Origin of the sequence: Jeotgalibaca porci (assembly GCF_011299095.1) — a bacterium.
In the GTDB taxonomy this organism is placed as follows: Bacteria; Bacillota; Bacilli; order Lactobacillales; family Aerococcaceae; genus Jeotgalibaca; species Jeotgalibaca porci.
In genome coordinates, this window is sequence record NZ_CP049889.1 from 107,625 (window position 1) to 129,120 (window position 21,496).

22 protein-coding genes and 1 pseudogene are annotated in these 21,496 nt (G+C 42.0%); 17 read left to right on the top strand and 6 right to left on the bottom strand.

Annotated features, from left to right (window positions below):
* Positions 1 to 7 precede the first annotated feature (7 nt).
* The 10 genes and pseudogenes from G7058_RS00660 (at position 8) to G7058_RS00705 (ending at position 11,103) form a co-directional block, all read left to right on the top strand.
* Positions 8 to 346, top strand: a complete 339-nt coding sequence (locus G7058_RS00660; RefSeq protein WP_071873854.1) for an ArsR/SmtB family transcription factor — start codon at positions 8 to 10, stop codon at positions 344 to 346.
* A 33-nt stretch (positions 347 to 379) separates the two neighbouring features.
* The gene (gene arsB / locus G7058_RS00665) at positions 380 to 1,450 is read left to right on the top strand and encodes an ACR3 family arsenite efflux transporter (protein WP_166061746.1); all 1,071 of its coding nucleotides are present in this window, start codon (positions 380 to 382) and stop codon (positions 1,448 to 1,450) included.
* A 35-nt stretch (positions 1,451 to 1,485) separates the two neighbouring features.
* The gene (locus G7058_RS00670) at positions 1,486 to 3,153 is read left to right on the top strand and encodes an FAD-dependent oxidoreductase (RefSeq protein ID WP_166061747.1); all 1,668 of its coding nucleotides are present in this window, start codon (positions 1,486 to 1,488) and stop codon (positions 3,151 to 3,153) included.
* Between the two features lie 231 nt (positions 3,154 to 3,384).
* Positions 3,385 to 4,008 (top strand): reverse transcriptase domain-containing protein, encoded by a 624-nt coding sequence (locus G7058_RS00675; RefSeq protein ID WP_166061748.1) that lies wholly within the window; start codon positions 3,385 to 3,387, stop codon positions 4,006 to 4,008.
* 726 nt (positions 4,009 to 4,734) lie between these two features.
* Positions 4,735 to 5,193: a DUF305 domain-containing protein gene (locus G7058_RS00680; RefSeq protein WP_166061749.1), complete on the top strand. Its 459-nt coding sequence runs from the start codon at positions 4,735 to 4,737 to the stop codon at positions 5,191 to 5,193.
* A 370-nt stretch (positions 5,194 to 5,563) separates the two neighbouring features.
* The gene (locus G7058_RS00685) at positions 5,564 to 6,019 is read left to right on the top strand and encodes a CopY/TcrY family copper transport repressor (RefSeq protein ID WP_166061750.1); all 456 of its coding nucleotides are present in this window, start codon (positions 5,564 to 5,566) and stop codon (positions 6,017 to 6,019) included.
* 15 nt (positions 6,020 to 6,034) lie between these two features.
* Positions 6,035 to 8,287: pseudogene (locus tag G7058_RS00690) on the top strand (heavy metal translocating P-type ATPase); the annotation flags it as partial.
* Positions 8,288 to 8,311: 24 nt separating this feature from the next.
* Entirely contained in the window at positions 8,312 to 8,575 is a 264-nt protein-coding gene (locus G7058_RS00695) for a hypothetical protein (RefSeq protein WP_227004457.1), read from the top strand.
* Between the two features lie 76 nt (positions 8,576 to 8,651).
* Positions 8,652 to 8,855 (top strand): heavy-metal-associated domain-containing protein, encoded by a 204-nt coding sequence (locus tag G7058_RS00700; RefSeq protein WP_166061752.1) that lies wholly within the window; start codon positions 8,652 to 8,654, stop codon positions 8,853 to 8,855.
* Positions 8,856 to 9,021: 166 nt separating this feature from the next.
* A complete protein-coding gene (locus G7058_RS00705; protein WP_405002864.1) occupies positions 9,022 to 11,103 on the top strand; it encodes a heavy metal translocating P-type ATPase in 2,082 nt (693 codons plus the stop codon).
* A gap of 174 nt (positions 11,104 to 11,277) precedes the next feature.
* Here the strand turns inward: G7058_RS00705 and G7058_RS00710 are convergent, their stop codons facing one another.
* Together G7058_RS00710 and G7058_RS00715 are read right to left on the bottom strand one after the other, a co-directional pair.
* Positions 11,278 to 11,880: a TIGR01906 family membrane protein gene (locus tag G7058_RS00710; RefSeq protein WP_166063673.1), complete on the bottom strand. Its 603-nt coding sequence runs from the start codon at positions 11,878 to 11,880 to the stop codon at positions 11,278 to 11,280.
* A gap of 49 nt (positions 11,881 to 11,929) precedes the next feature.
* The gene (locus G7058_RS00715; protein WP_076765099.1) at positions 11,930 to 12,136 is read right to left on the bottom strand and encodes an adhesion protein; all 207 of its coding nucleotides are present in this window, start codon (positions 12,134 to 12,136) and stop codon (positions 11,930 to 11,932) included.
* Between the two features lie 316 nt (positions 12,137 to 12,452).
* On the opposite strand from G7058_RS00715, the gene G7058_RS00720 reads away from it, so the two are divergent.
* Genes G7058_RS00720 through G7058_RS00735 form a run of 4 tightly spaced genes read left to right on the top strand, consistent with a single transcriptional unit; the run spans position 12,453 to position 15,399 of the window.
* On the top strand, positions 12,453 to 13,778 hold the full coding sequence (locus G7058_RS00720; protein WP_166061754.1) for a murein hydrolase activator EnvC family protein: 1,326 nt from the start codon (positions 12,453 to 12,455) through the stop codon (positions 13,776 to 13,778).
* Positions 13,779 to 13,836: 58 nt separating this feature from the next.
* Entirely contained in the window at positions 13,837 to 14,655 is an 819-nt protein-coding gene (gene lgt, locus G7058_RS00725) for a prolipoprotein diacylglyceryl transferase (protein ID WP_405002865.1), read from the top strand.
* 53 nt (positions 14,656 to 14,708) lie between these two features.
* On the top strand, positions 14,709 to 14,942 hold the full coding sequence (locus G7058_RS00730) for an SHOCT domain-containing protein (RefSeq protein WP_076765105.1): 234 nt from the start codon (positions 14,709 to 14,711) through the stop codon (positions 14,940 to 14,942).
* Positions 14,943 to 14,982: 40 nt separating this feature from the next.
* Complete coding sequence (locus G7058_RS00735) at positions 14,983 to 15,399, top strand: NusG domain II-containing protein (RefSeq protein ID WP_227004458.1); 417 nt, start codon at positions 14,983 to 14,985, stop codon at positions 15,397 to 15,399.
* An 88-nt stretch (positions 15,400 to 15,487) separates the two neighbouring features.
* Here G7058_RS00735 and G7058_RS00740 read toward each other — a convergent pair whose 3' ends face one another.
* From G7058_RS00740 to G7058_RS00750, 3 genes are read right to left on the bottom strand one after another with little or no spacing between them, the layout of a single operon-like run.
* The gene (locus G7058_RS00740) at positions 15,488 to 16,897 is read right to left on the bottom strand and encodes a sensor histidine kinase (protein ID WP_166061756.1); all 1,410 of its coding nucleotides are present in this window, start codon (positions 16,895 to 16,897) and stop codon (positions 15,488 to 15,490) included.
* Positions 16,894 to 17,577 (bottom strand): response regulator transcription factor, encoded by a 684-nt coding sequence (locus G7058_RS00745; protein ID WP_166063675.1) that lies wholly within the window; start codon positions 17,575 to 17,577, stop codon positions 16,894 to 16,896. The genes G7058_RS00740 and G7058_RS00745 overlap by 4 nt, the downstream gene beginning before the upstream one ends.
* A gap of 32 nt (positions 17,578 to 17,609) precedes the next feature.
* Positions 17,610 to 19,124: a multicopper oxidase family protein gene (locus G7058_RS00750; RefSeq protein ID WP_166061757.1), complete on the bottom strand. Its 1,515-nt coding sequence runs from the start codon at positions 19,122 to 19,124 to the stop codon at positions 17,610 to 17,612.
* A gap of 494 nt (positions 19,125 to 19,618) precedes the next feature.
* On the opposite strand from G7058_RS00750, the gene G7058_RS00755 reads away from it, so the two are divergent.
* Positions 19,619 to 19,873, top strand: coding sequence for a hypothetical protein (locus G7058_RS00755; RefSeq protein ID WP_166061758.1), 255 nt, complete (start codon positions 19,619 to 19,621; stop codon positions 19,871 to 19,873).
* A 65-nt stretch (positions 19,874 to 19,938) separates the two neighbouring features.
* Here the strand turns inward: G7058_RS00755 and G7058_RS00760 are convergent, their stop codons facing one another.
* On the bottom strand, positions 19,939 to 20,187 hold the full coding sequence (locus G7058_RS00760) for a hypothetical protein (RefSeq protein ID WP_166061759.1): 249 nt from the start codon (positions 20,185 to 20,187) through the stop codon (positions 19,939 to 19,941).
* Between the two features lie 548 nt (positions 20,188 to 20,735).
* Here G7058_RS00760 and G7058_RS00765 point away from each other — a divergent pair.
* Positions 20,736 to 20,942, top strand: a complete 207-nt coding sequence (locus G7058_RS00765) for a hypothetical protein (protein ID WP_166061760.1) — start codon at positions 20,736 to 20,738, stop codon at positions 20,940 to 20,942.
* A 106-nt stretch (positions 20,943 to 21,048) separates the two neighbouring features.
* Positions 21,049 to 21,399 carry a JAB domain-containing protein gene (locus G7058_RS00770; protein ID WP_166061761.1) on the top strand — a complete coding sequence of 117 codons (351 nt, stop codon included), beginning with the start codon at positions 21,049 to 21,051 and terminating at the stop codon, positions 21,397 to 21,399.
* The last annotated feature ends 97 nt before the right edge of the window (positions 21,400 to 21,496 follow it).

The window sequence follows — 21,496 nt, forward strand, 5'->3', positions numbered from 1 at the left end:
ACTGAAAATGACATACGAATCGTATGCAAAGATTGCCAAAGCCCTATCTGAACCAAAACGTGTCAAAATATTAGACATGCTCTCATGTGGGGAAATGTGTGCCTGTGATATTTTAGAACACTTTGATTTTACGCAGCCAACCCTATCCCACCATATCAAGGTACTGACTGAAGCAGGAATGGTGACTTCAGAAAAAAAGGGGACCTGGCATCATTATTCCCTTAACGAAGAAACAGCAAAGCAGTACATTCAGGAAACGGTTCACTTGCTGACACATGCCGCGGATTGTATTTGTATCAAAGAAGGAAATAAGACCGATAAGACAAACCTTGGCGTTCTACAATAATATCGATCTAACCTCATTTAAAAGGAGATAATTATGACGACGAATTCAGAAAAGAAACATAATAAACTAGCTATAGGTATTTGGGAGAAATATTTATCGTTGTGGGTAGGATTAAGTATGATTGCCGGGATATTGATTGGCTATTTTTTACCCGGTGTTCCAATAGCTTTAGAGGGAATGACATTTTATAACGTCTCCATACCAACTTCCATTTTACTTTGGATTATGATATTTCCAATGTTTTTAAAAATAGATTTTTTTAGTGTAGTAGGCGCTTTAAAGAAACCTAAAGGTATTGCGTTGACTAGCTTCATTAATTATGCAATTAAGCCTTTTACGATGTTCGCTATTGCCGCATTTTTTTTCTATGTTGTATTTAATCAGTGGGTTAGTTCAGAGTTAGCTGGAGAATATATAGCGGGTGCTGTTTTACTAGGAGCAGCGCCCTGTACAGCAATGGTATTTGTTTGGAGTAAACTTACAAATGGTGATCCAGCCTATACCCTGGTCCAGGTTTCGGTAAATGATATTTTAATCCTATTACTATATGTTCCAATCGTTTCGTTGTTACTAGGTGTCACAGACATTGATGTTCCAATGGAAACGTTAGTTTTATCATTGGTATTATTCATAGTTGCGCCATTAGTAGCGGCTATTTTTACACGTAACGTAGTAGTAAATAAAAAAGGAAAAGAGTATTTCGAAAATACTTTTATTGGAAAATTTGATGGTTATACAAATTTGGGCTTGATTTTAACATTAATTATTATTTTTACAACTCAAGGACAACCCATTATTGAGAATCCTCTCCACATTTTACTTATTGCAGTTCCTTTAATTATTCAAAATATTTTGATTTATGTTATAGGGTACGGGGGCTCCAAAGCCTGTCGCTTGCCATACAATATTGCAGCCCCAGCAGCTATGGTGGGCACTAGTAATTTCTTTGAACTAGCGGTAGCGGTATCGATTTCAATGTTCGGACTAGATTCAGGCGCAACCCTTGTGACCGTTGTTGGTGTTCTAATTGAAGTGCCAATGATGTTGTTGTTAGTCAAATTTTCAAATAAAACAAAACATTGGTTTGACGGGTATGAATACTAAATAAAGAATAAAACGATGGAAAAGAGGCAGACAACATGAAAATAGTCATTATTGGTTCCGTTGCAGCCGGCACGTCCGTAGCGGCAAAAGCTAGAAGAAATACCGAGGAAGCTGAAATTGTTGTGTATGACCAAGGGAAAGATATTTCTTATTCTGTTTGCGGGATTCCTTATCAAATCGGTGGAGAAGTCGAAAGCATTGACCAACTGACTCCCCGGAATGCTGCTTGGTTCAAAAAGCGTTATAATGTTGATATTTTTACTGAACACAAGGTAACCAAAGCCAATCATGAAACGAAAACGTTGGAAGTGTTGAATGTCGTAACAGGGGAAACGAAAGAGGACCACTATGATGTATTGGTGATTGCCACTGGTGCGTCCCCATTCACACCACCGCCCTTCAACCAAAATGAATACGATAATGTCTTCCAGGTGCGGAACATTCAGGATAACCGCGACATCACTGCTTACCTTTCCCTGAAGCAACCGAAGAAAGCTGTCGTAGTTGGTTCTGGTTTTATCGGCTTGGAAATGACCGAGCAATTGGTACATAAAGGGATGGACGTAACCTTGGTGGAAATGCAGGACCAAGTGATGCCGCCAATGGATGCCGATATGGCATTCCGCGTCGAGGAACACTTGCGTGCTCATGGTGTTCGTCTCCTTTTGAGTGATACCGTGAAGACCATTGACGGTAAAAATTCAGTTAAGAGTGTGACCACCACCAAGGGCGAAACCCTTGAAGCTGATGTCGTCTTCCTCTCGGTTGGCGTTCGTCCCAATACTGAGTTGGCCAAACAAATGGGCGTGGAGATTGGCCCTACAGGCGCTATTGCCGTGAATAAAAAAATGCAGACCAATGTGCCGGATGTGTATGCGGTCGGCGATGTGGCCGAAAGCTTCAGCGTCATTACCGGCAAACCGATTTACCGTCCATTGGGCTCGACGGCCAATAAAATGGGCCGGATCGCTGGGGATGTTATCACCGGTGGCAATTTGGAGCATCGGGGCGTACTCGGCACCGGCATTTTCCGTCTCTTTGACTTGCATGTCGGCCAAACCGGTTTGACCGAAAAAGAGGCGATTCAGGAAGGCTATGAATACGAAACACTGTATAACTTGAAACCTGATCACGCTGAATATTTGGGCGGACAGGAATTGACCATCAAAGCTTTGGCAGACCGCAAGACGGGCCGCGTCCTAGGCGCGCAAGTCATCGGCAAGGCTGGTGTCGATAAGCGGGTTGACGTGATTGCCACCGCCATTACGTTCGGCGCCAAAGCGGAAGATCTCTTCCACTTAGATTTGGCTTACGCACCACCGTTCGCAACCACCAAAGATCCCGTTCTTTACACCGGGATGGCATTGGACAATGCTATCAAGCGTAACCCATTGATGACGCCGACTAAGATATTAGCCACTCAAGAAAAAGGCGAGGCAATCCAAATCATCGACACCCGTTCGAAAAAAGATTATGAAAAATCTCATGTGAAGGGTGCCGTCCATATCCCGCTAGGGGAACTAAGAATCCGTGCGGAAGAATTAGACAAGGAAGTACCGACCGTCACTTACTGTAATAAAGGCGTGACCGGGAATGCGGCCCAAAACGTTTTGATTAATCATGGCTTCAAGGAAGTCTACAACCTATCTGGCGGAAACAAGAACTACCAGAGTTACGTAGCTATGTTGGAAGCTATAAAATAGGACAAATGGACTTGGATTGCACAGCTCTTTTTTCATTAGTTTTCATTGGAATAGACCCAAATATTGCTGGATATTCTTCGTAAAATGGAGGAGAAGTTATAGATAATCATAGATGGGTCATTCAAGAAGAAATTACCGAAGCTAAAGATCAGGTAGAACCGTTGGAAATCGGATCAGAAGTTACCTTGGAAGCAAAACATATGTAGGAGTGCGTAGGGGCGTAACACAGATATGAACAGACAAAATGATATCTCACTTATCGACCGAGTAGTCGATAAATACAACATGGAAAGAGCCATTGAAAAGGTTCGAAAGAACAAAGGGGTTCCCAGTGTCGATGGTATGACCGTCGATGAATTGGAAGAACACATGCAGACCTACGGGTCAGCGATTGTCCGGAAATTGAAGGACAGTACCTATCAACCGCAGCCGGTTAAACGGGTAGAAATACCCAAAGCAAACGGCGGTGTCCGTCGTTTAGGAATACCGACTGTCAGGGATCGTGTTGTCCAACAAGCGATTTTACAGGTCATTGACCCGATTATTGACCCACATTTCTCGGAATACAGTTATGGCTTCCGTAAAGGCCGGAACGCGCATCAAGCAATCGAGCACGTGATTGGCTACTATGAAGAAGGCTATCGAGTGGTGGTAGATTGTGATTTGAAGAATTATTTCGACACTATCAATCATCAGATTTTAAGAAATAATCTCGAATACTATATTCATGACAAAGTGATATTAAGAATTATCTGGAACTTTTTGAAGTCCGGTCTGCTTTGGTACCGGACTCCTGAATTTTTCCCATTTCCGTCCATACTTGGTCAAGAACTGTTCTTTATCCGTCTCTCTTAAAGATTCCCATAATTCTGGCAGTACATCGTCGAGCTGATGAATGATGGATTGGCATTGTCCATCTCATTCAGGCTCTCCATGTCACGTTTTTATCTTTTAATGGTTCCTTCTCCGTAAGTGTGCCACATTTTTTTGAGCGCAATTCTATGCAGTTTCACTTCTTTCTTAGACCAGTCCACCATTGTTTCCAGAGGAATAAATCCATAGTATTTTTCACAAGATTATGGGCTTGACTGAACTTGTAAAAGAAGCCCTCTAAAACAATTAAAATAAAACTTAGTGAGATTAATAAACGATTTAAAGACGATCTAACGAATAGTTACTCTGTTTTTAATTTCTAGGACGGTCTACTTCTTTATTGTAGAACCGCTTCTCAACTATTGAAAAAATGGTAAACAGACATAAGTCTTTACTTGTAATTAATAAAAAATCGAAATGTTTGACAATGTAGATAGACAACCATAAACTAAGAACATAATCTATATCTACATCTGTAGATGAAACTTATTATTGGAGGAGATAAATTGCTGAGTCAATTGAAGTTAAACTGCAACAACGAATATTTATATGGTGGATTATCAGCCAACAGATGGGAGGGGGTCGCTCTTTATCATAAATGGTTTGTTGAAGAGGAATTAGTTCAATAATCACGATTGGTACATTAAAATACTTGTCGATTTTAAAATTTTTTAATAATAAAAAATTACTAAGAAAGGAAGTTTAACTGTGAATAAATATATACGTTTCGGATTAATGATTTTAACTTCTACTGTTGTGATGTACTTTCTAATGTTTGTGAATGTTAATGAATTTGCACATATTTACTTGAGTCAAACCCGTGTTTATATGGCTATTCTAATGGGGGCTATCATGGCAATAATTATGATGGGTTTTATGTGGAAAATGTACGACAACAAAAAATTAAATACCGTCATAATGGGACTTTCGGTTTTACTCGTGGTGGGATCGTTTGGGCTTATTCAAAACCAAGTTGGCGTAGATGATACTGCTTGGATGAGAGCTATGATTCCACACCATTCTACCGCTATTATGACGAGTGAAAATGCCAATCTCACAGATTCACGGGTGCAGAAATTAAGCGAAGAAATTATCCAAGCCCAAGAAGAAGAAATTGCTGAGATGGAACAATTAATTGAAGATATAGAAGAAAACGGAGAAGAATAAACATTCAATCAATTTAAGAAGTAAAAAGATCCCTATACACAAGAAGTCTATGATAACTTCCGTGTGTATAGGTTTTTTTCTATTTTTCCGCTTTTTCTCAATTCTTGATTTCCTAAATACGATAAACAATTAAATTACTCAATAGTGTTCATCATATTTAGAAAATATAATTTTAAAAATAAGGAATTCTAAAATCAATAAAAGTAAATCAATGGTAACCTTATAATTAGTATTGGGTAAAGATAGGAAAACAAAGGCAATAATAGCTGGTTACATTTATTTAAAAAAGACTTGACAAGAATTGTTTACAATAGTAAACTTGTCTCAAACATTTACGTTTACTCATGTAAACAATAAGGAGGGAAAGAGAATGAGTACAATAGTAGTTAACCCTCATATCACAGATGCTGAATGGGAAGTTATGCGTGTAGTCTGGGCGAATGGTCGAGTGACTAGTAAAGAAGTCATCTCCATATTGAAAGAAAAAATGGACTGGAAACAAGCGACAACCAAAACGCTCTTAGGTCGACTCGTGGAAAAAGGCGCACTGAATACAGAGCAAGAAGGTAGAAAATATATTTATTCGGCAAATATCGAAGAGAAAGAAGCGGTAAGAAGTTTTACAAACGATATTTTCGATCGTATTTGTCAGAAGAATGTCGGGAATGTAATAGAGAGTATCATTAAGGATCATACTTTAAGTTTCGATGATATCCAACGGCTAGAAGAAATATTAGAGATGAAAAAAGCTTTCGCAGTAGAAGAAGTTGATTGTCAGTGTGCAGAAGGGCAATGCGATTGCCATTTACATCATCATGGAGAATAAGGAGCGAAAAAATTGGAGAATAAATCATTTGCCATAGAAGGTATGACCTGTGCATCTTGTGCACAGACAGTTGAAAAAGCCGTCGGAAAGTTGTCGGGTGTAGAAAAAGCTTCCGTTAATTTAGCGACAGAAAAATTGCAAGTTTCTTATAACCCGTCAGAAATTTCTGTAGCAGATGTGACTGGCGCTGTATCCAATAGTGGTTATGCAGCCGTATTAGAGACTACGGATACTCAAGATCATTCACGAGCAGAGAAGCGTGAGAAAAAAGAAAAAAGAATGAAGCAACTTTTAAATCGTTTTGGGATATCCATTATATTTACAATCCCTGTATTAATTATATCCATGGGTCCAATGGTAGGTATGCCTCTACCAAATATCGTTGACCCAATGATAAATGCATTTAATTTTTCTCTTTTACAACTTATTCTGACTTTGCCGATAATGGTAGTAAGCTGGGAATATTTCCAGAAGGGATTTAAAACTTTATTTAAAGGTCACCCAAATATGGATTCCCTGATTGCGCTTGGTACGGCGTCTGCATTTGTTTACAGCCTTGCTGCGACAATTGGGACAGGCATGGGTTACGGCAACTTTTCCGATTTACTTTATTATGAAGTAACTGGAGTTATCTTGGCGCTCCATACATTAGGGCTATTTTTAGAAGAACGCTCAAAGGGGCAAATGTCCTCAGCTATTGAAAAATTAGTTAACATGGCTCCTAAAACAGCTCGAGTAATACGTAATGGTGTGGAACAAGAGATTACTGTGGACGAAGTCGCTTTAGGAGATGTTATTCGAGTTCGTCCGGGAGAAAGTATGCCTGTAGATGGTGTTGTTGTTGAGGGACGCACTTCAGTCGATGAATCAATGCTGACAGGAGAAAGTATCCCCGTGGAAAAGAAAAGTGGAGACGAGGTTATTGGGGCTAGTATCAATAAAAATGGTTCCATTGATTACCGCGCGACTCGAGTGGGAAGTGATACAACTCTATCTCAAATCATAAAATTAGTAGAAGATGCTCAAGGGTCTAAAGCACCCATTGCTCGAATGGCCGATATCATTACCGGATATTTCGTACCGATTGTTATAGCATTAGCCGTTTTAGCAGGGATTGCTTGGTTAATTGCAGGTCAATCTGGAATATTTGCTTTATCCGTTATCATAACAACCCTTGTCATTGCTTGTCCATGTGCCTTAGGTTTGGCGACTCCAACAAGTATTATGGTTGGAACCGGAAAAGGGGCAGAACATGGTGTCTTGATAAAAAGTGGTGAGGCGTTAGAAACCACTCATAATTTAGACACGATTGTATTTGATAAAACAGGGACACTGACAGAAGGTAAACCTATCGTGACGGATATTTTGGTAACTCCTCTTATTACTAAAGAAAATCTTTTATATTATGCAGCTTCCGGTGAAACAGGTTCTGAACACCCATTAGGCGAAGCCATCGTACAGAAATCAAAAGAAGAGAACATGACATTAGCTAAACCAGATCATTTTGAAGCGATTCCTGGACACGGGATTCGAGTTGAAATTGAGGGCAAAGATATGTACATTGGAAACCGTAAACTGATGATAGAACAAAAGATTGATTTATCAAGCATGGAAAAAGAATCCGATCGTTTAGCAGACGAAGGAAAAACACCGATGTATCTCTCTGTTGATGGAGAACTAGCTGGAATTATCGCAGTAGCTGATACACTCAAGGAAAATAGTATGAAGGCTGTTAAAGAACTTAGAAGACGCGGTGTTGAAGTAATCATGATTACTGGAGATAACAAACGTACAGCCAAAGCGATTGCTAAGCAAGTGGGTATAGACAGTGTATTAAGTGAAGTATTACCTGAAGATAAAGCAGAGGAAGTCAAAAAACTACAAGAGGCAGGCAAGAAGGTAGCGATGGTTGGAGACGGCATTAACGATGCACCCGCATTAGCTCAAGCAGATATCGGAATTGCAGTTGGGTCAGGTACGGACGTGGCGATAGAATCAGCTGATATTGTCCTAATGCGTAACGATTTAACGGCTGTATTGACTGCGATTGATTTAAGTCATACAACGCTACGAAACATTAAACAAAACTTGTTCTGGGCTTTTGCTTACAACCTTGTAGGTATTCCAGTTGCAATGGGTCTCTTGTATATTTTCGACGGCCCGCTGATGAGCCCGATGTTTGCGGCAGTCGCAATGAGTTTCAGTTCGGTGTCTGTGTTACTAAACGCCTTACGCTTGAAACGATTTAAACCTTCGGCTGTTAAGTGAAACAAATGTTAAAGGATGACAAAGATGAGACCAGGGTTGATTATTGAAGGGATTGGTTGTGTTAAGTGCGCCGAAGCAATAGAAGAGAAGTTTATGGCCAAATCGACCGTTGAAAAAATATTTAGCGGAATACACAAAAAAATGATTTTCGTCCATATAAGTAAGAATGTCACGCGAAAAAGTTTCCTTTCTTCGCTGATGGACGTGCCTCTGTTGTTAAAGGGAATCATTGAAGCGGCTCACTGTCACTGTTGTAGAGAAATCCACTTTGACTTTCCGGCCGGTTAATTGTTTATTGGATTTATTTTTGACCTTCTTCGATTTGAAGAAGATAAAAAAATTAAAAGAAAAAGGAGAATGAATGATGAAAAAAGAAGTATTGATTGAAGGTATGAAATGTGAAGGTTGTGCGAACACGGTGCAAGATAGATTTGCGGAAATTGAGGGAGTAGAATCTGTAAAAATCGATTTGGCTAATAAAAAAGTCACGATTGAAAGCCAATCCGAAATCTTAGAAAATAGATTAGTCGCTGCGCTAGCCGATACGAAATATTCGTTAGTGAAATAGAAACAAACTATAATTAGTGCGAATGTCACACGTATATTCATAAGACGGACCTCACATTTTTATATCAAGAAGAAAAAGTGAGGTTTTTTTTAGAGATTTAGGAGGAGCGTATATGGGAAATAAACACAGTAATCATTCGTCGCATAAACATACCGCGGACAATAAAATGAACCATAGCAAGATGGATCACAGCAAGATGGACCATAGTGCGATGGACCATAGTCAGATGGATCACAGCAAGATGGATCACAGCAAGATGGATCATAGTCAGATGGATCACAGTGAAATGGATCATGGCGCAATGGGAGGGCATGCCCACCACCATCACGGTAGCTTTAAAGAGATTTTCTTGAAGTCACTCCCATTAGGAATTGCAATCTTACTCATTACTCCTTTGATGGATATTCAGTTGCCTTTCCAAATTATCTTTCCTTATGCAGACGTTGTAGCAGCTGTATTGGCAACAATTCTATACATTTATGGCGGAAAACCATTCTACATGGGTGCGAAAGATGAGTTTAATTCAAAAGCTCCAGGCATGATGTCCTTGATTACTTTGGGAATAACGGTTTCTTATGCCTATAGTGTTTACGCAGTGGCCGCTCGCTATGTGACCGGAGAACATGTCATGGACTTCTTCTTTGAGTTTGCAACGTTACTTTTAATCATGTTATTAGGACACTGGATTGAAATGAAGGCATTGGGTGAAGCAGGGGATGCGCAAAAAGCTCTAGCAGAATTATTGCCAAAAGACGCTCATGTTGTATTAGAAGATGATTCGATTGAAACTCGTCCTGTGTCTGACCTTCAAGTTGGAGATGTTATCCGTGTTCAAGCAGGGGAAAATGTACCAGCTGATGGTATCATTATTCGCGGAGAATCCCGTGTCAATGAGGCTCTTTTAACAGGTGAATCTAAGCCAATCGAAAAGAATGTTAAAGATCAAGTCATTGGCGGATCAACAAATGGTAGTGGTGTCCTATATGTAGAAGTAACAGAAACAGGGGATAAGTCCTTTATCTCACAAGTACAATCATTAATTAGCCAAGCACAAAGCCAACCTTCTCGAGCAGAGAATGCGGCTCACAAAGTAGCTGGCTGGTTGTTCTACATTGCGGTTGTAGTAGCTTTAATCGCCCTACTAATCTGGACGATCATTGCGGATCTGCCTACAGCCGTTATCTTTACGGTGACTACGTTAGTTATTGCCTGCCCACACGCTTTGGGTCTTGCTATTCCCTTGGTAGTATCACGTAGTACTAGTTTGGGTGCAAGCCGAGGATTACTGGTTAAAAATAGAGAAGCTTTGGAATTAACTACTAAAGCGGATGTTATGGTATTGGATAAAACAGGTACTTTAACAACTGGTGAATTTAAAGTGTTGGACGTCACTGTTTTGAGTGATAAATATTCTGAAGAAGAAATTACAGGCTTGTTGGCGGGTATAGAGGCGGGCTCCAGTCACCCGATTGCCCAATCGATTGTGAACCACGCTGAAGCGAAAGGCATTAAGTCAGTTTCCTTTGACTCCATTGAAATCGTTTCGGGAGCAGGAATAGAAGGGGAGGCGAACGGCCACCACTATCAATTAATCAGCCAAAAGGCATACGGAAAAGCATTGCGTATGGATATTCCGAAAGGCGCTACTTTAAGTATCCTTGTAGAAAATAATGAAGCAATCGGCGCTGTCGCATTGGGAGATGAACTGAAAGAAACCAGCAGAAACTTGATCGAGGTGCTGAAAAAATACGGAATTGAACCACTCATGGCTACTGGTGATAACGAGGAAGCTGCACAAGGAGTTGCAGAAATTTTAGGTATTCAATACAAAGCCAATCAATCGCCAGAAGATAAATATAACTTGGTAGAATCAATGAAAAATCAAGGTAAAACAGTCATCATGGTTGGTGACGGCGTTAATGATGCACCTTCTCTAGCGCTGGCAGACGTAGGGGTTGCAATAGGGGCGGGAACGCAAGTAGCTTTGGATTCTGCGGATGTTATTCTTACTCAGTCTGATCCAGGAGACATTGAATCCTTTATCGAGTTAGCAAACAAGACGACACGTAAAATGAAACAAAACTTGGTATGGGGAGCAGGCTACAATTTTATCGCGATTCCAATCGCTGCTGGGCTCCTCGCTCCGATCGGAATTACCTTGGGCCCGGCCTTCGGCGCCGTCCTCATGTCCTTATCGACCGTTATTGTTGCGATCAATGCCATGCTTTTGAAATTAGACCCTAAATAAAACGAAGCAGGAACGAAAAAAGCACTGGCTGGTTTGACCCCCTTCCAGAATCGGGTCAGACCAGCCAGTATGCTGTATAAGGAAAATCATAGATCGATAAATTTTCGATAAAAACAGGGCTCCCATGCTTTCGATGGAGAGCCCTGTTTTTCTTATGAACCATAACCTTTTTAATCAACGGCTTGGGGCAGAGATTCGATATTTAGTAGTGAAGTACCCCAGGATTAGGAAGACCTCGATTAATCCAAAGGCCAAGAGGAAGCTGTGCATAAAGAACTCGGCCGGTAAGGCTAAGATGATGGGATCCGTAGCAGGATTGAAAAGCCAGGCGTCATTGTTAAAGAAAACTTGATGAAAAAGCACGAACAGCGTGTCGAAGCTAACCAGGAGAGCCAAAAGGATAGCAAGGGGAATAAGGGTTCCCCGGCGGAAGTAGAGCAGGAGCTGCCAAGATTGTTGTCTCCTATTCAGATACCGCACAAATCCAAACGTGCCTACGCCGGAAAACAATAGGATTAGGTAATCTAAGGCAAAGAGTTTTTTTACTTCAACAAAGTGGAATAGCCCACGCGCTGAACTGGGAAAATCCGGCATGTTAAGTTCTGCTATCCAAGGCATATTCAGGTAATTCAGGAGGATGCGGTAATTTGTTGAAATCTGTTCCTTTGGCATTTTAAGCGTTTCCGTTATTTCCAAATAATCGATGTCAAACGAATAGAGCGGCGTAAAGTTGATGGTGACGGCGATGGAAAGGGAAAGGATGAAAAGCGAAATCATGATGAATCCAGTTATGGAGAATATTTTTTGCCTCAAAACAGCAGCCCCCTTACCATTCGCTTTGGTTTAATCGGGCTTTCGTGTCACTCAGCTCTTCCCTTAATTGCTGGATTTCATCTTCCAGACGCTTTTTATCCTCCGCGTCGCCGGTATGGTCATGTCCTTTATGGTTATGACCGCCATGCATACCAGGCATGAGAAACATCATGAGCATGTGTCCAACCACCATCAGTACCACAAATATAATTGATTCCATCTTCAACACTCCTCTTTTATTTTTATGCCAATGCTACAAACGAAATAGATTGTGAATGGCAAACCCTGAAACAAGCAAAAATCAAACCAAATGAGTGAGAACAAAGACTATTTTTCATCCTCTAGATAAGAGTAATAAAAAATTATGTAGATTTTATGGAGATGGGGCAACTCCATAAAATCTACATAATTCATTGGTATAGTCGATAAAAATAAGAAAGGAGGTTCCTATCTCATATAGTTGTAACGGTATAATGATTGAAATAACAGGCAACATTCGTTAACATTCGCCACCCAGCCTGAAACTAGGAGGACACATGGACAGAAAGCAGCTTGTCAAATTTATAAGTATCCCACTCTTATCGAGTTTGCTCATCCTTCCTATGGATGTAAATGCACGAAGTATTGAAGACCTGACACAAGAGAAAGAGCAGCTTGAGAAGCAACTGCAGGAATTAGATGGAGAAAGCACCAGCCAACAAGTAAAGTTGGATGGTTTAGAAGCAAGGAAGGAGCAGTTGCGAACAGAGACCATCGCACTTCAAGAAAAAATTGATGCGCTCACCTTACAAATGGCAGAGCAACAAATACAACTGAAAAATGCTGCGGAAAAAATAAAGGGGCTGGACAAGGAAATAGCTACCCTGGAGGAACGGATTGCGATTAGGAGAGAAAAACTCCAAATCCAAGCACGATCCGTTCAAACAAATGGCAACTCAAATCTCGTTCTAAAGGCAGTCTTTAATTCCGATAGTTTAGCAGAAATGGTAGGGAACGTGAGCGTCATCAATCGTATCATGGGCCACAACAGGGACATCATGACAGAACAAAAAAATGATCAAATGATCCTACAAGAGAAAAAAGCAGAGGCGGAAGACGTGAAGCAAGAGCTGGAATTACTGAGTGCGAATGTGGAAGTGGCAAGAACCAACCTCGTGACCCAGAAGGGAGAGTTGGAAAACCAAATCGAACAGATTGCACAAGAGTATGAACTAACGGAAGCCGAAAAGGAAGAAATCGTGCAGCAGCAGCAAGCTATCATTCATTCGGTGAGCAACTTATCCGATGACATGAAGGAAGAACAACGCCGCATTGCGGATGAGGAGGCAAACAAACAAAGAGCGGAACAAGAGAAAGCTGAAAAGATGGCGGGAGAAATGGTTCCTGAAAGTTTCTTTGAAGAGAGTGTTCCGCTGGAATATACCTCGGCCGATCCGACGCCTTCCAATCCGCCTGAAGAGACGATCGTCAATGGGGCTGGATTTGTTGCTCCTAGTAATGGATTTATATCAGATTCCTTTGGCTATAGGCTCCACCCCATAACCGGGGAATGGAAGTTACATGGCGGGATTGATTTCGCAGGATCCGGACCCATTGTAACGGCTAAAAAGGGAACGGTTTTAGTGGCTGGCTATCACAGTCAATGGGGATACTATGTCAAATTAGATCATGGAAACGGCATTGAAACCCTCTATGCTCACATGGAGGCAGGAAGTCTTAAAGTCGCACCTGGTCAGGACATCCTTCAAGGCCAGGAGCTAGGGATAATGGGCACAACGGGAGAGTCGACCGGCGTCCACCTTCATTTTGAGGTATATGAGAATGGGACACGTGTAGATCCGGCTCCTTATTTGGGATTATAAAAAGTAGGTTCATAAAAAAAATAGTGGAAACAAGGAGAAAAAAATGGGACTGACATTCATGGGAACAATAAGTCGTGTCGCTCTATCATTTGGTCCATTTACCGTTTATTGGTATGGGGTGATCATCGGTGCAGCGATGTTGCTGGGCATTAACTTGGCTTCTAGAGAAGGCAAGAACCGGGGACTGGAAGAAGATGCAATTATCGATATGATGATATGGGCCATTCCCACAGGTCTTGTGGGAGCCCGTATCTATTATCTTCTATTCGAGTGGCAATATTATATCCAAAATCCGGCCGATATTATTGCTATCTGGAAAGGCGGCATCGCCATTTATGGCGGTTTGATTGCAGGGGGGCTGGCCGTGTACTGGTTCACGAAGAAAAAAGGGATCCCTTTTTCATTGATGCTCGATATACTGGCGCCCTATGTTCTGTTGGCGCAGTCCATTGGCCGATGGGGGAACTTTATCAACCAGGAGGCCCATGGGGAAGCAGTGACCCGCACCTTTTTGGAGAACCTTTACCTGCCAAAGTTTATTATTGATCAAATGCAAATTAATGGCACCTACTACCATCCGACATTCCTGTACGAGTCCTTGTGGAGCCTCTTAGGCTTTGCCATCATTATCATGTTGAGGAATCGGAAAAACTTGTTGCGACGAGGCGAAGTGGCCCTCAGCTATGTTATTTGGTATTCGGTGGGGCGCTTCTTTATCGAAGGTATGCGCACCGACAGTTTATGGATGGGTGATTTTTTAAGGGTGTCCCAAGGGTTGTCCCTCCTCTTGTTCGTTGGCGCCATCGCCATTTGGATTTACCGTAGAAGGGATTATCCGCCAAAAGCCTACTATCTAAAAGGATGGAAGCTGAAGTAAGAACACTAAATCACATGGGCCACGTCTAAAATATAGAGAGGAGCGTTTTTATCATGATGGAATGTTGGAACAGCTTGACACGGGGCGGAATGGGGTCCATGATGTTTATGGGAATATTTTGGATCATCCTAGTGATTATTGTGGTGTATCTCTTCATTAAACTTGTTTCCGATAAGGGGAATCGGACGGTTGAAAAAGAAACGCCTTTGGAGGTCCTGCAAAAAGAGTTTGCCAAAGGAAACCTGACAGAAGAGGAATACCTGAAGCGTAAAAAGCACTTGGAGTAAACTGCTGACGAGAAGATAAATGAAAAAAGGAGGAAAAATAATGATAACGAAGTACATAAAAATGGTAAAACCCTTTGATGTTGTTATTGTCTTCCTCCTTATTGTTTTGTCTTTTTTACCGACGGTTATCTTTGCAGTCCAACAGACGAATAAGGATAATAACAATGTTTACGCGGTTATCTCGATTAATGGCGAAGAGGTGGATCGTTTCCTGCTGACAGGAAATGAGGAACACAGACTCATTACCTACTATCCTGCACCCGGTAAATACAATATTGTCGAGATAGACGGCGAACGGATTCGAAATAAGGAAGACAACAGTCCGTACCAGATTGCGGTGCGAAGAGATTGGATTCAATCTCCTGGGGAGACGAGTCTCAATCTACCTCACCGATTATTAATTGAAATTGTAACTGAAAATCCAGAAGAGTCAGACATAGATGTGATGGCTCAGTGAAAAAAGCAGAACCTTGCCAAACAAAATGTATCAAACTGCCAATAAATAGGGAAAAAAGAGGCACTCCACCATAATGGGAGTGCCTCTTTTATGCTTTTATGTGGCTTTCTAGCGGAAGACTGACAACAAAAGTCGTTCCTTTTCCGTATGTGCTTTCGACAGAGATGGTCCCATGGTGGGCGTTCACAATTCCTTTAACAATCGATAAACCAATCCCTTGGCCACCCAGTTTCCTGTTCCTAGAGGGTTCAGCCATATAGAACCTTTCAAAAACTTGATTGATTTCATTTGGAGGGATTCCTTGACCGGTATCGGTTATCTTAAAGGAAGCTGCGCCACTAATTTGGGAAACCTGAAGATCAATGTGGCCACCGGAAGGGGTAAATTTAATTGCATTGTACAAGAGATTAGTTACCACTTGATGAATCTTATCTCGATCAGCAGAAATTAAAACCGCTTCTCCGTTAATGGCACATTCAATGCCCTTCTCAATCAACAAAGCTTGAAAGGTGCCGGCAACTTGTTGCGTAAGTTCTAGCAAATCAAAGGATGACTTCTGCAGCTGGCTTTCATGGCTTTCAATTTCATTGATCCGATCAATTTGTCCAATCAGGCGGGCAATGCGGTTAACTTCCTCGTAACAGTGGTAGAGGCGTTCTTCCGATACTTCCCAGACCCCGTCAATCATGGCCTCAATATTGCCTTTCAAAGTCGTCAATGGTGTCCTGATTTCATGTGCGATGTCAGAGGAAAGGCGGTTACGAATCTCTTGTTGGCGTTGGAGTTGCCCAGACAATTCATCCACGGAATCCAAGAGGCTGTCAATTTCCTGAATCCCTGTTTCCTCAATCGCCAGGTGACTGTAGTGCCCCTTCGCAATTTCCGTCGTAAAATTCTGTATTCTGACGATTGGTGAACTCAATTTTCTGGCAATCAATAACGCGAAAAATAAGGAGATAATTAGGGACCCAATCGCTACAAAAATCAAGTTGTTCCTCATATCGGCAAGGAATAACGCATCATGTTCCGTGTAAGCGAAAGGTCCAACGGATTGCACTTCGAGAGAACCGATTGGGTCTGTTTCGCTACCGAGGGGAACGATTGTCTGCACGTAGCCACTCTCTATATCGCCCATTATCTGCTCCATATGTAGGAGGTGGGTTTGAATCCTATTTTTTGACTCTTCTTCCTCTGAGGGAGAGGGGCCCCATACTTGGTTGCCAGCGTGGTCATATACTTTTAGGATGATGCCTTTCTGGAGAGCATCGCGTCCAATATTTTGGATTGTTGGAGGGGCATCTGCCCAAGTACCCGTTTTCTGATAGAAGTTTTCTAACTCAGTCTGGTATGCTGTTAACTCTGATTCTTGCCTTTCGCGCACATAGTCTTCGAAGTGGCTTTCCATTAAGTTTAGTGTTATCCAGCTGAAGGTCCCCACTAAGATAAAGGACAGAGAAACAAACGAGAGCAAGAGTTGCCATTTAATGGTTCGCTTCATTTTTGACCACCAAATCGATACCCCGTTCCATATGCGGTTAAGATGAAGTAGGGGTTGCGCGTGTCGTCCTCAATTTTTTGACGGATATTTTTGATGTGGGTATCGATCACCCGATCCGTTCCATCAAAATCGAGTCCTTTCACAGCGTCCAGCAGCTGTTCCCGTGAAAATAGGCGCTTTGGATGTGAGGCCAGAAGGGCTAATAAAGCATACTCGGTCGGGGTCAAAATGATTTCTTCACCTTGTTTGAACACTTGTTTTCGATCCGGGTAGATAACCAGCAAACCTTCTTCGAAAGACCACTTTTCTTCTCGGTATTCTGGTTGGACACGGCGTAAAACGGTTTCGACCCGAGCAACCAGCTCTTTCGGGCTGAATGGTTTTGTGATGTAGTCATCAGCCCCCAGGCTTAACCCTTCCAAGATATCTCTTTCGGCTGTTTTCGCAGTCAACATGATAATCGGTACAGTGGAGGAGTCCCTTATTTTTTTACAGACTTCGAGGCCAGATAAAACAGGCAGCATGAGATCCAACACAATCAAGTCAGGTTGGACAACATCAACCTTTGTTAAAGCCTCGTTTCCGCTCAAAGCGCGAAACACTTGATAGCCTTTTGCACTCAAATAGGCTTCCACGATATCCAGAATGCTTGCTTCGTCGTCCACAATTAAAATCTTCACGTAATCTTTCTCCTCCAATTTCGTTGGTATCTTCATTCTACTAAAACTTGACCCATCATGCCATTGTCTTCGTGCTCTAGGATATGGCAATGGTACATAAAAATCCCCTTTTCTGGGAATGTGACTTCAATCCTGACGCTATCGCCTGGATAAAGTGCGATGGTGTCTTTCCAACCCTGTTCATTCGCAGGAGGGGGATTGCCGTTCCGGCTCAGTACCTTGAATTGGACACCGTGAAGATGGAAGGGATGAATCATGCCGCCCATCATGTCGGGGGCATTGTCGATTTCCCACACTTCTGTGGTTCCTACCTTTGCCCGCAAATCCACTCGCTCCATGTCAAATCGTTTCCCATCAATTGCCACCATGTGCCCCATACCACTGAAGGTGATTACTTTATCCGGGTTACCCGTATCATCCCCTTTAGAAATGATATTTAAGGTAGTTGGCAGGGAAGAGGGTTCTTCTGTGGGTTCTTCTGTGGTCTCCTCTGTGATAGTAAGAGCCAGGACGGGAACATTTTCTTCCATTAATTTGATTTTCTCTCCAGTAGAGTAGCTGCTTAAATCAACAATAATTTCCGCACGTTCTCCCGGAACCAGTTGCAGGTTCTCCATAGGGATAGGCTCATTCAGGAAGCCGCCATCCGAAGCGATTTGGTAGAAGGTACTGTTATCTGACAAACGGAATTGATAGTTCCGAGCATTGGAGCCATTGAGGAGACGCAGGCGGACTTTTTCATTCTTAACCTCAATATAAGAGTTAATGGTCCCATTCACCACCAAGGTATCCCCGTATGTCCCGTCAGGGTTGTAGGCTCTGGCATAGTCCAGTTGGTTATCCCGCTCGAAGAAGCGGTCTTGGATGACTACTGGGAAATCATTGATTCCGTACTCTTTGGGAAGGGGCAAAGTATCCGAGTTCTCGTCTTCAATGTAGATGAGACCTGCCAGCCCTTCATAAACTTGTTCTCCCGCTATGCCCTCCGCATGCGGGTGGAACCAGAGCGTGGAGGCCCCCTGGTTTACGGTGAACTGAAGATTAGCCGCTTCTCCTGGTTCGATGGGATTGTGGGGGCCGCCGTCCACGTTGGAGGGAACCTTCAAACCATGCCAATGGAAGGAGGTACTCACGTCCATTGAGTTTTCCGTCTGGATATTAACTTTTTGGCCGCTTCGGATGCGGATAACGGGGCCTAATAGGGAGCCGTTATAGCCATACGTTTGGGTAGGGTTGCCTTCTTTCAGTTGCGTGCTTCCTTCCTGCGCCACGATCGTGTAGGAAATGCTGCCGTCTGGAGAAAGGGTTCCTTCCAGGAGAGGGGGAAGAGCGAGTTCCTTCTCCTTTTCCGTAGAGGTGACCAACTCGGTTGTGACTTCTCCGCCCATGCCCATGTTCGGATTCATTCCCATTTCTGGCATTCTACCACTTTGGCTGGGAAATAGCCCGGATGTACCAGTATCTATTTGTCTGACCAAAACGAAAGAGACGACAGCGAGTAACAGTATCGAAATCGCTAAAAGGGTGACTGCGGTCTGCTTTCTCATAATGCTTCCTCCTTGTTTTTTCTTATTGGGTTTATTATACCCTTCAATTGTGTAGGTTTTATGGAGGTAATAGCTACCCTCCCTCGCGTCCCTACCTAATTTTACATTTTCACCATGGAGTGGATGAGGCATTCATTAGCTTCTTTCAACCCATTGGGAAGGGGGCCTTCCCAATGGGTTATAAGGGCTGCTTCTTTTGCTTTTCTTTAATATAAGGATGATTTCAAATTGGTGTCATCTCTTTATCTAGATGTGTATAATTAAACACAAAGATTAGGACTGTGGGTGATTATGAGGCTCATACCAAACATTTTTGTAAACAAGGAAGGGTAAGATAGGTTAAAGAAAGTCCATAATAAGAAAAAGTGACAGAGTCATAATCAGTCTAGTAAAGACCTAAGAGTTGTAGTCGTCTCATTTACATATACAGCGTCCACACAGTACTCGCCAGCGTATTTGCGGCTATTACGATTATTAATGATGAACACAACTATATGGGCATTTGGTGGCGGGAATTCTTGAGTCAGATTGTGACCCTGTTGTTGAAAATCCTATCGATGCTACTGTTTACGCAGATTCTCATGTCTGATGATTTTAATTGGGTGAAAATAGCTGGTCTGATTGGGATGGGGTTTGTCATTATCAAAGGCCCAAGTGTAGCAAAATCCATGTGGTTCACAACCGGTAGTGGAAGGAGCACGATTTCAGGCGCTAAGATGGTTGCTAATGCTGCAATTCGTAGAAGGTAATCTAGAATATACAACTATCGTTATGACGTTTTTTCAAGGAGCTGTTCAGTGCGAAGCAGCAATTTTTAAGTGTAAAACTGGATATTTCGTATCTCATCATAATGAACTTTTTGGTTCTTTATATAAATACCCAGCGAGTCGGATTTTTTAATAGATCCGATGATATCTTCCTGATAGGAGCCGTTGCCATCGACGGCTTCTATTTGTATGGCAACTTTTTTATTTGTTTGAATGGCTTCATGTAGAATATAGTAGATTTCAGTTGTCCGCATGCGGGATTTTTGAAAGTTCGTTTGTTTACTTAAAGCGAGCATTGGAATCCCTTCTTTCTATTTCTTCGCGCGAAATATTTGTTATCACCATTATAGAACATACGTTCTTATTTTGGTAGCGAACAAGTAAAAATAATAACTTAATTAAAAATATTATTTCAAAGATAAAGGGTAAAAGGGCACGGATACCTTTGCAAGCCTATCTATAGGAAAGTCATTTTTTCGTTTTGTGTCGCCAAGCGCCCTGGACGATCCGAAAGGGCCGGATCAGGGCTTTATCATTTCGGGCTGTTCTTAGCGGCAATCTCCATGCGGGAGCCCTTCCCTTCGGTCCCACACGGATTTATCCGAGAACAGAAAAGAAAATCAAGAACCGCAAAAACTTTTTTTCTCCTTTTCTTTCATGGTCTTTCACGTCAGTCTAAATAAGCTTTTTGTCTAAAGAGTCCCTACCTGCTGAAGCAGCAAGGGGCTCTTTTTTCTTGATTCCCTTTTGTTCCTCATGATGACTGGCTAGCCAACAAAACGGAAAAAATTCAGCTTTTAGCTCACGCCTATGCGACTCAAAACAAAAAAAGGAGCGGAAAAATATGAATAAGCAAAAAGCAGTAGTAGCAGTAAATGACTTGATACAAGTTTATACCGAAGAGGGGGACTACCTGATTCCGAACCTGTACCGGGTTACGCATATCGATAGACGCTTTCCCCATACCTTATATTATGAAGCCCAAACGCTTGATGAGATGCAAAGTGACATAAAAGGATTGGAAGCATACGAATTTGTGAAAGTTCTGTGACACCGACTAAAAGTTGAATGACCGTTTTGGATAATAAAAAAAAGATTCCCCTAAGTTTTTGCGTATCTATAGATAGAAGGATGAAACCAAGAAAGAGGGATATAAGATGGCTGAAAAAATAAATACGGTAACTAGAAAAGAAACAATCACGGAAATTGTCCGAGTGAAACAGGTCGTGATGGAAAGACCCATAGCCTATACCGAAGGCATTACCTCAACAGAGAGGGCCGGACGACTAGGTATCGATGAAATCGGGGACGAAGCGCAAGAAGTGGTGCTTATCCTCATTCTGAATACCAAAAACCAAATCAATGCCATTCATCGGGTTTTTACCGGCAGCTTGAATACGAGCGTCGCCCACCCCAGAGAAATTTTCAGAAGTGCCCTTCTCAATAATGGCGCACGTATTATCCTTTATCATAACCACCCCAGTTCAGACCTCTTAACCATAGTATAATAAATAATAGTAGTTAAAGTAGTTTAGGAGGAGATGTTAAAGGGAGATTTTACTTTAAATAAAATTTAACAAGGTTTATAATTTGTAGTACTTAAAG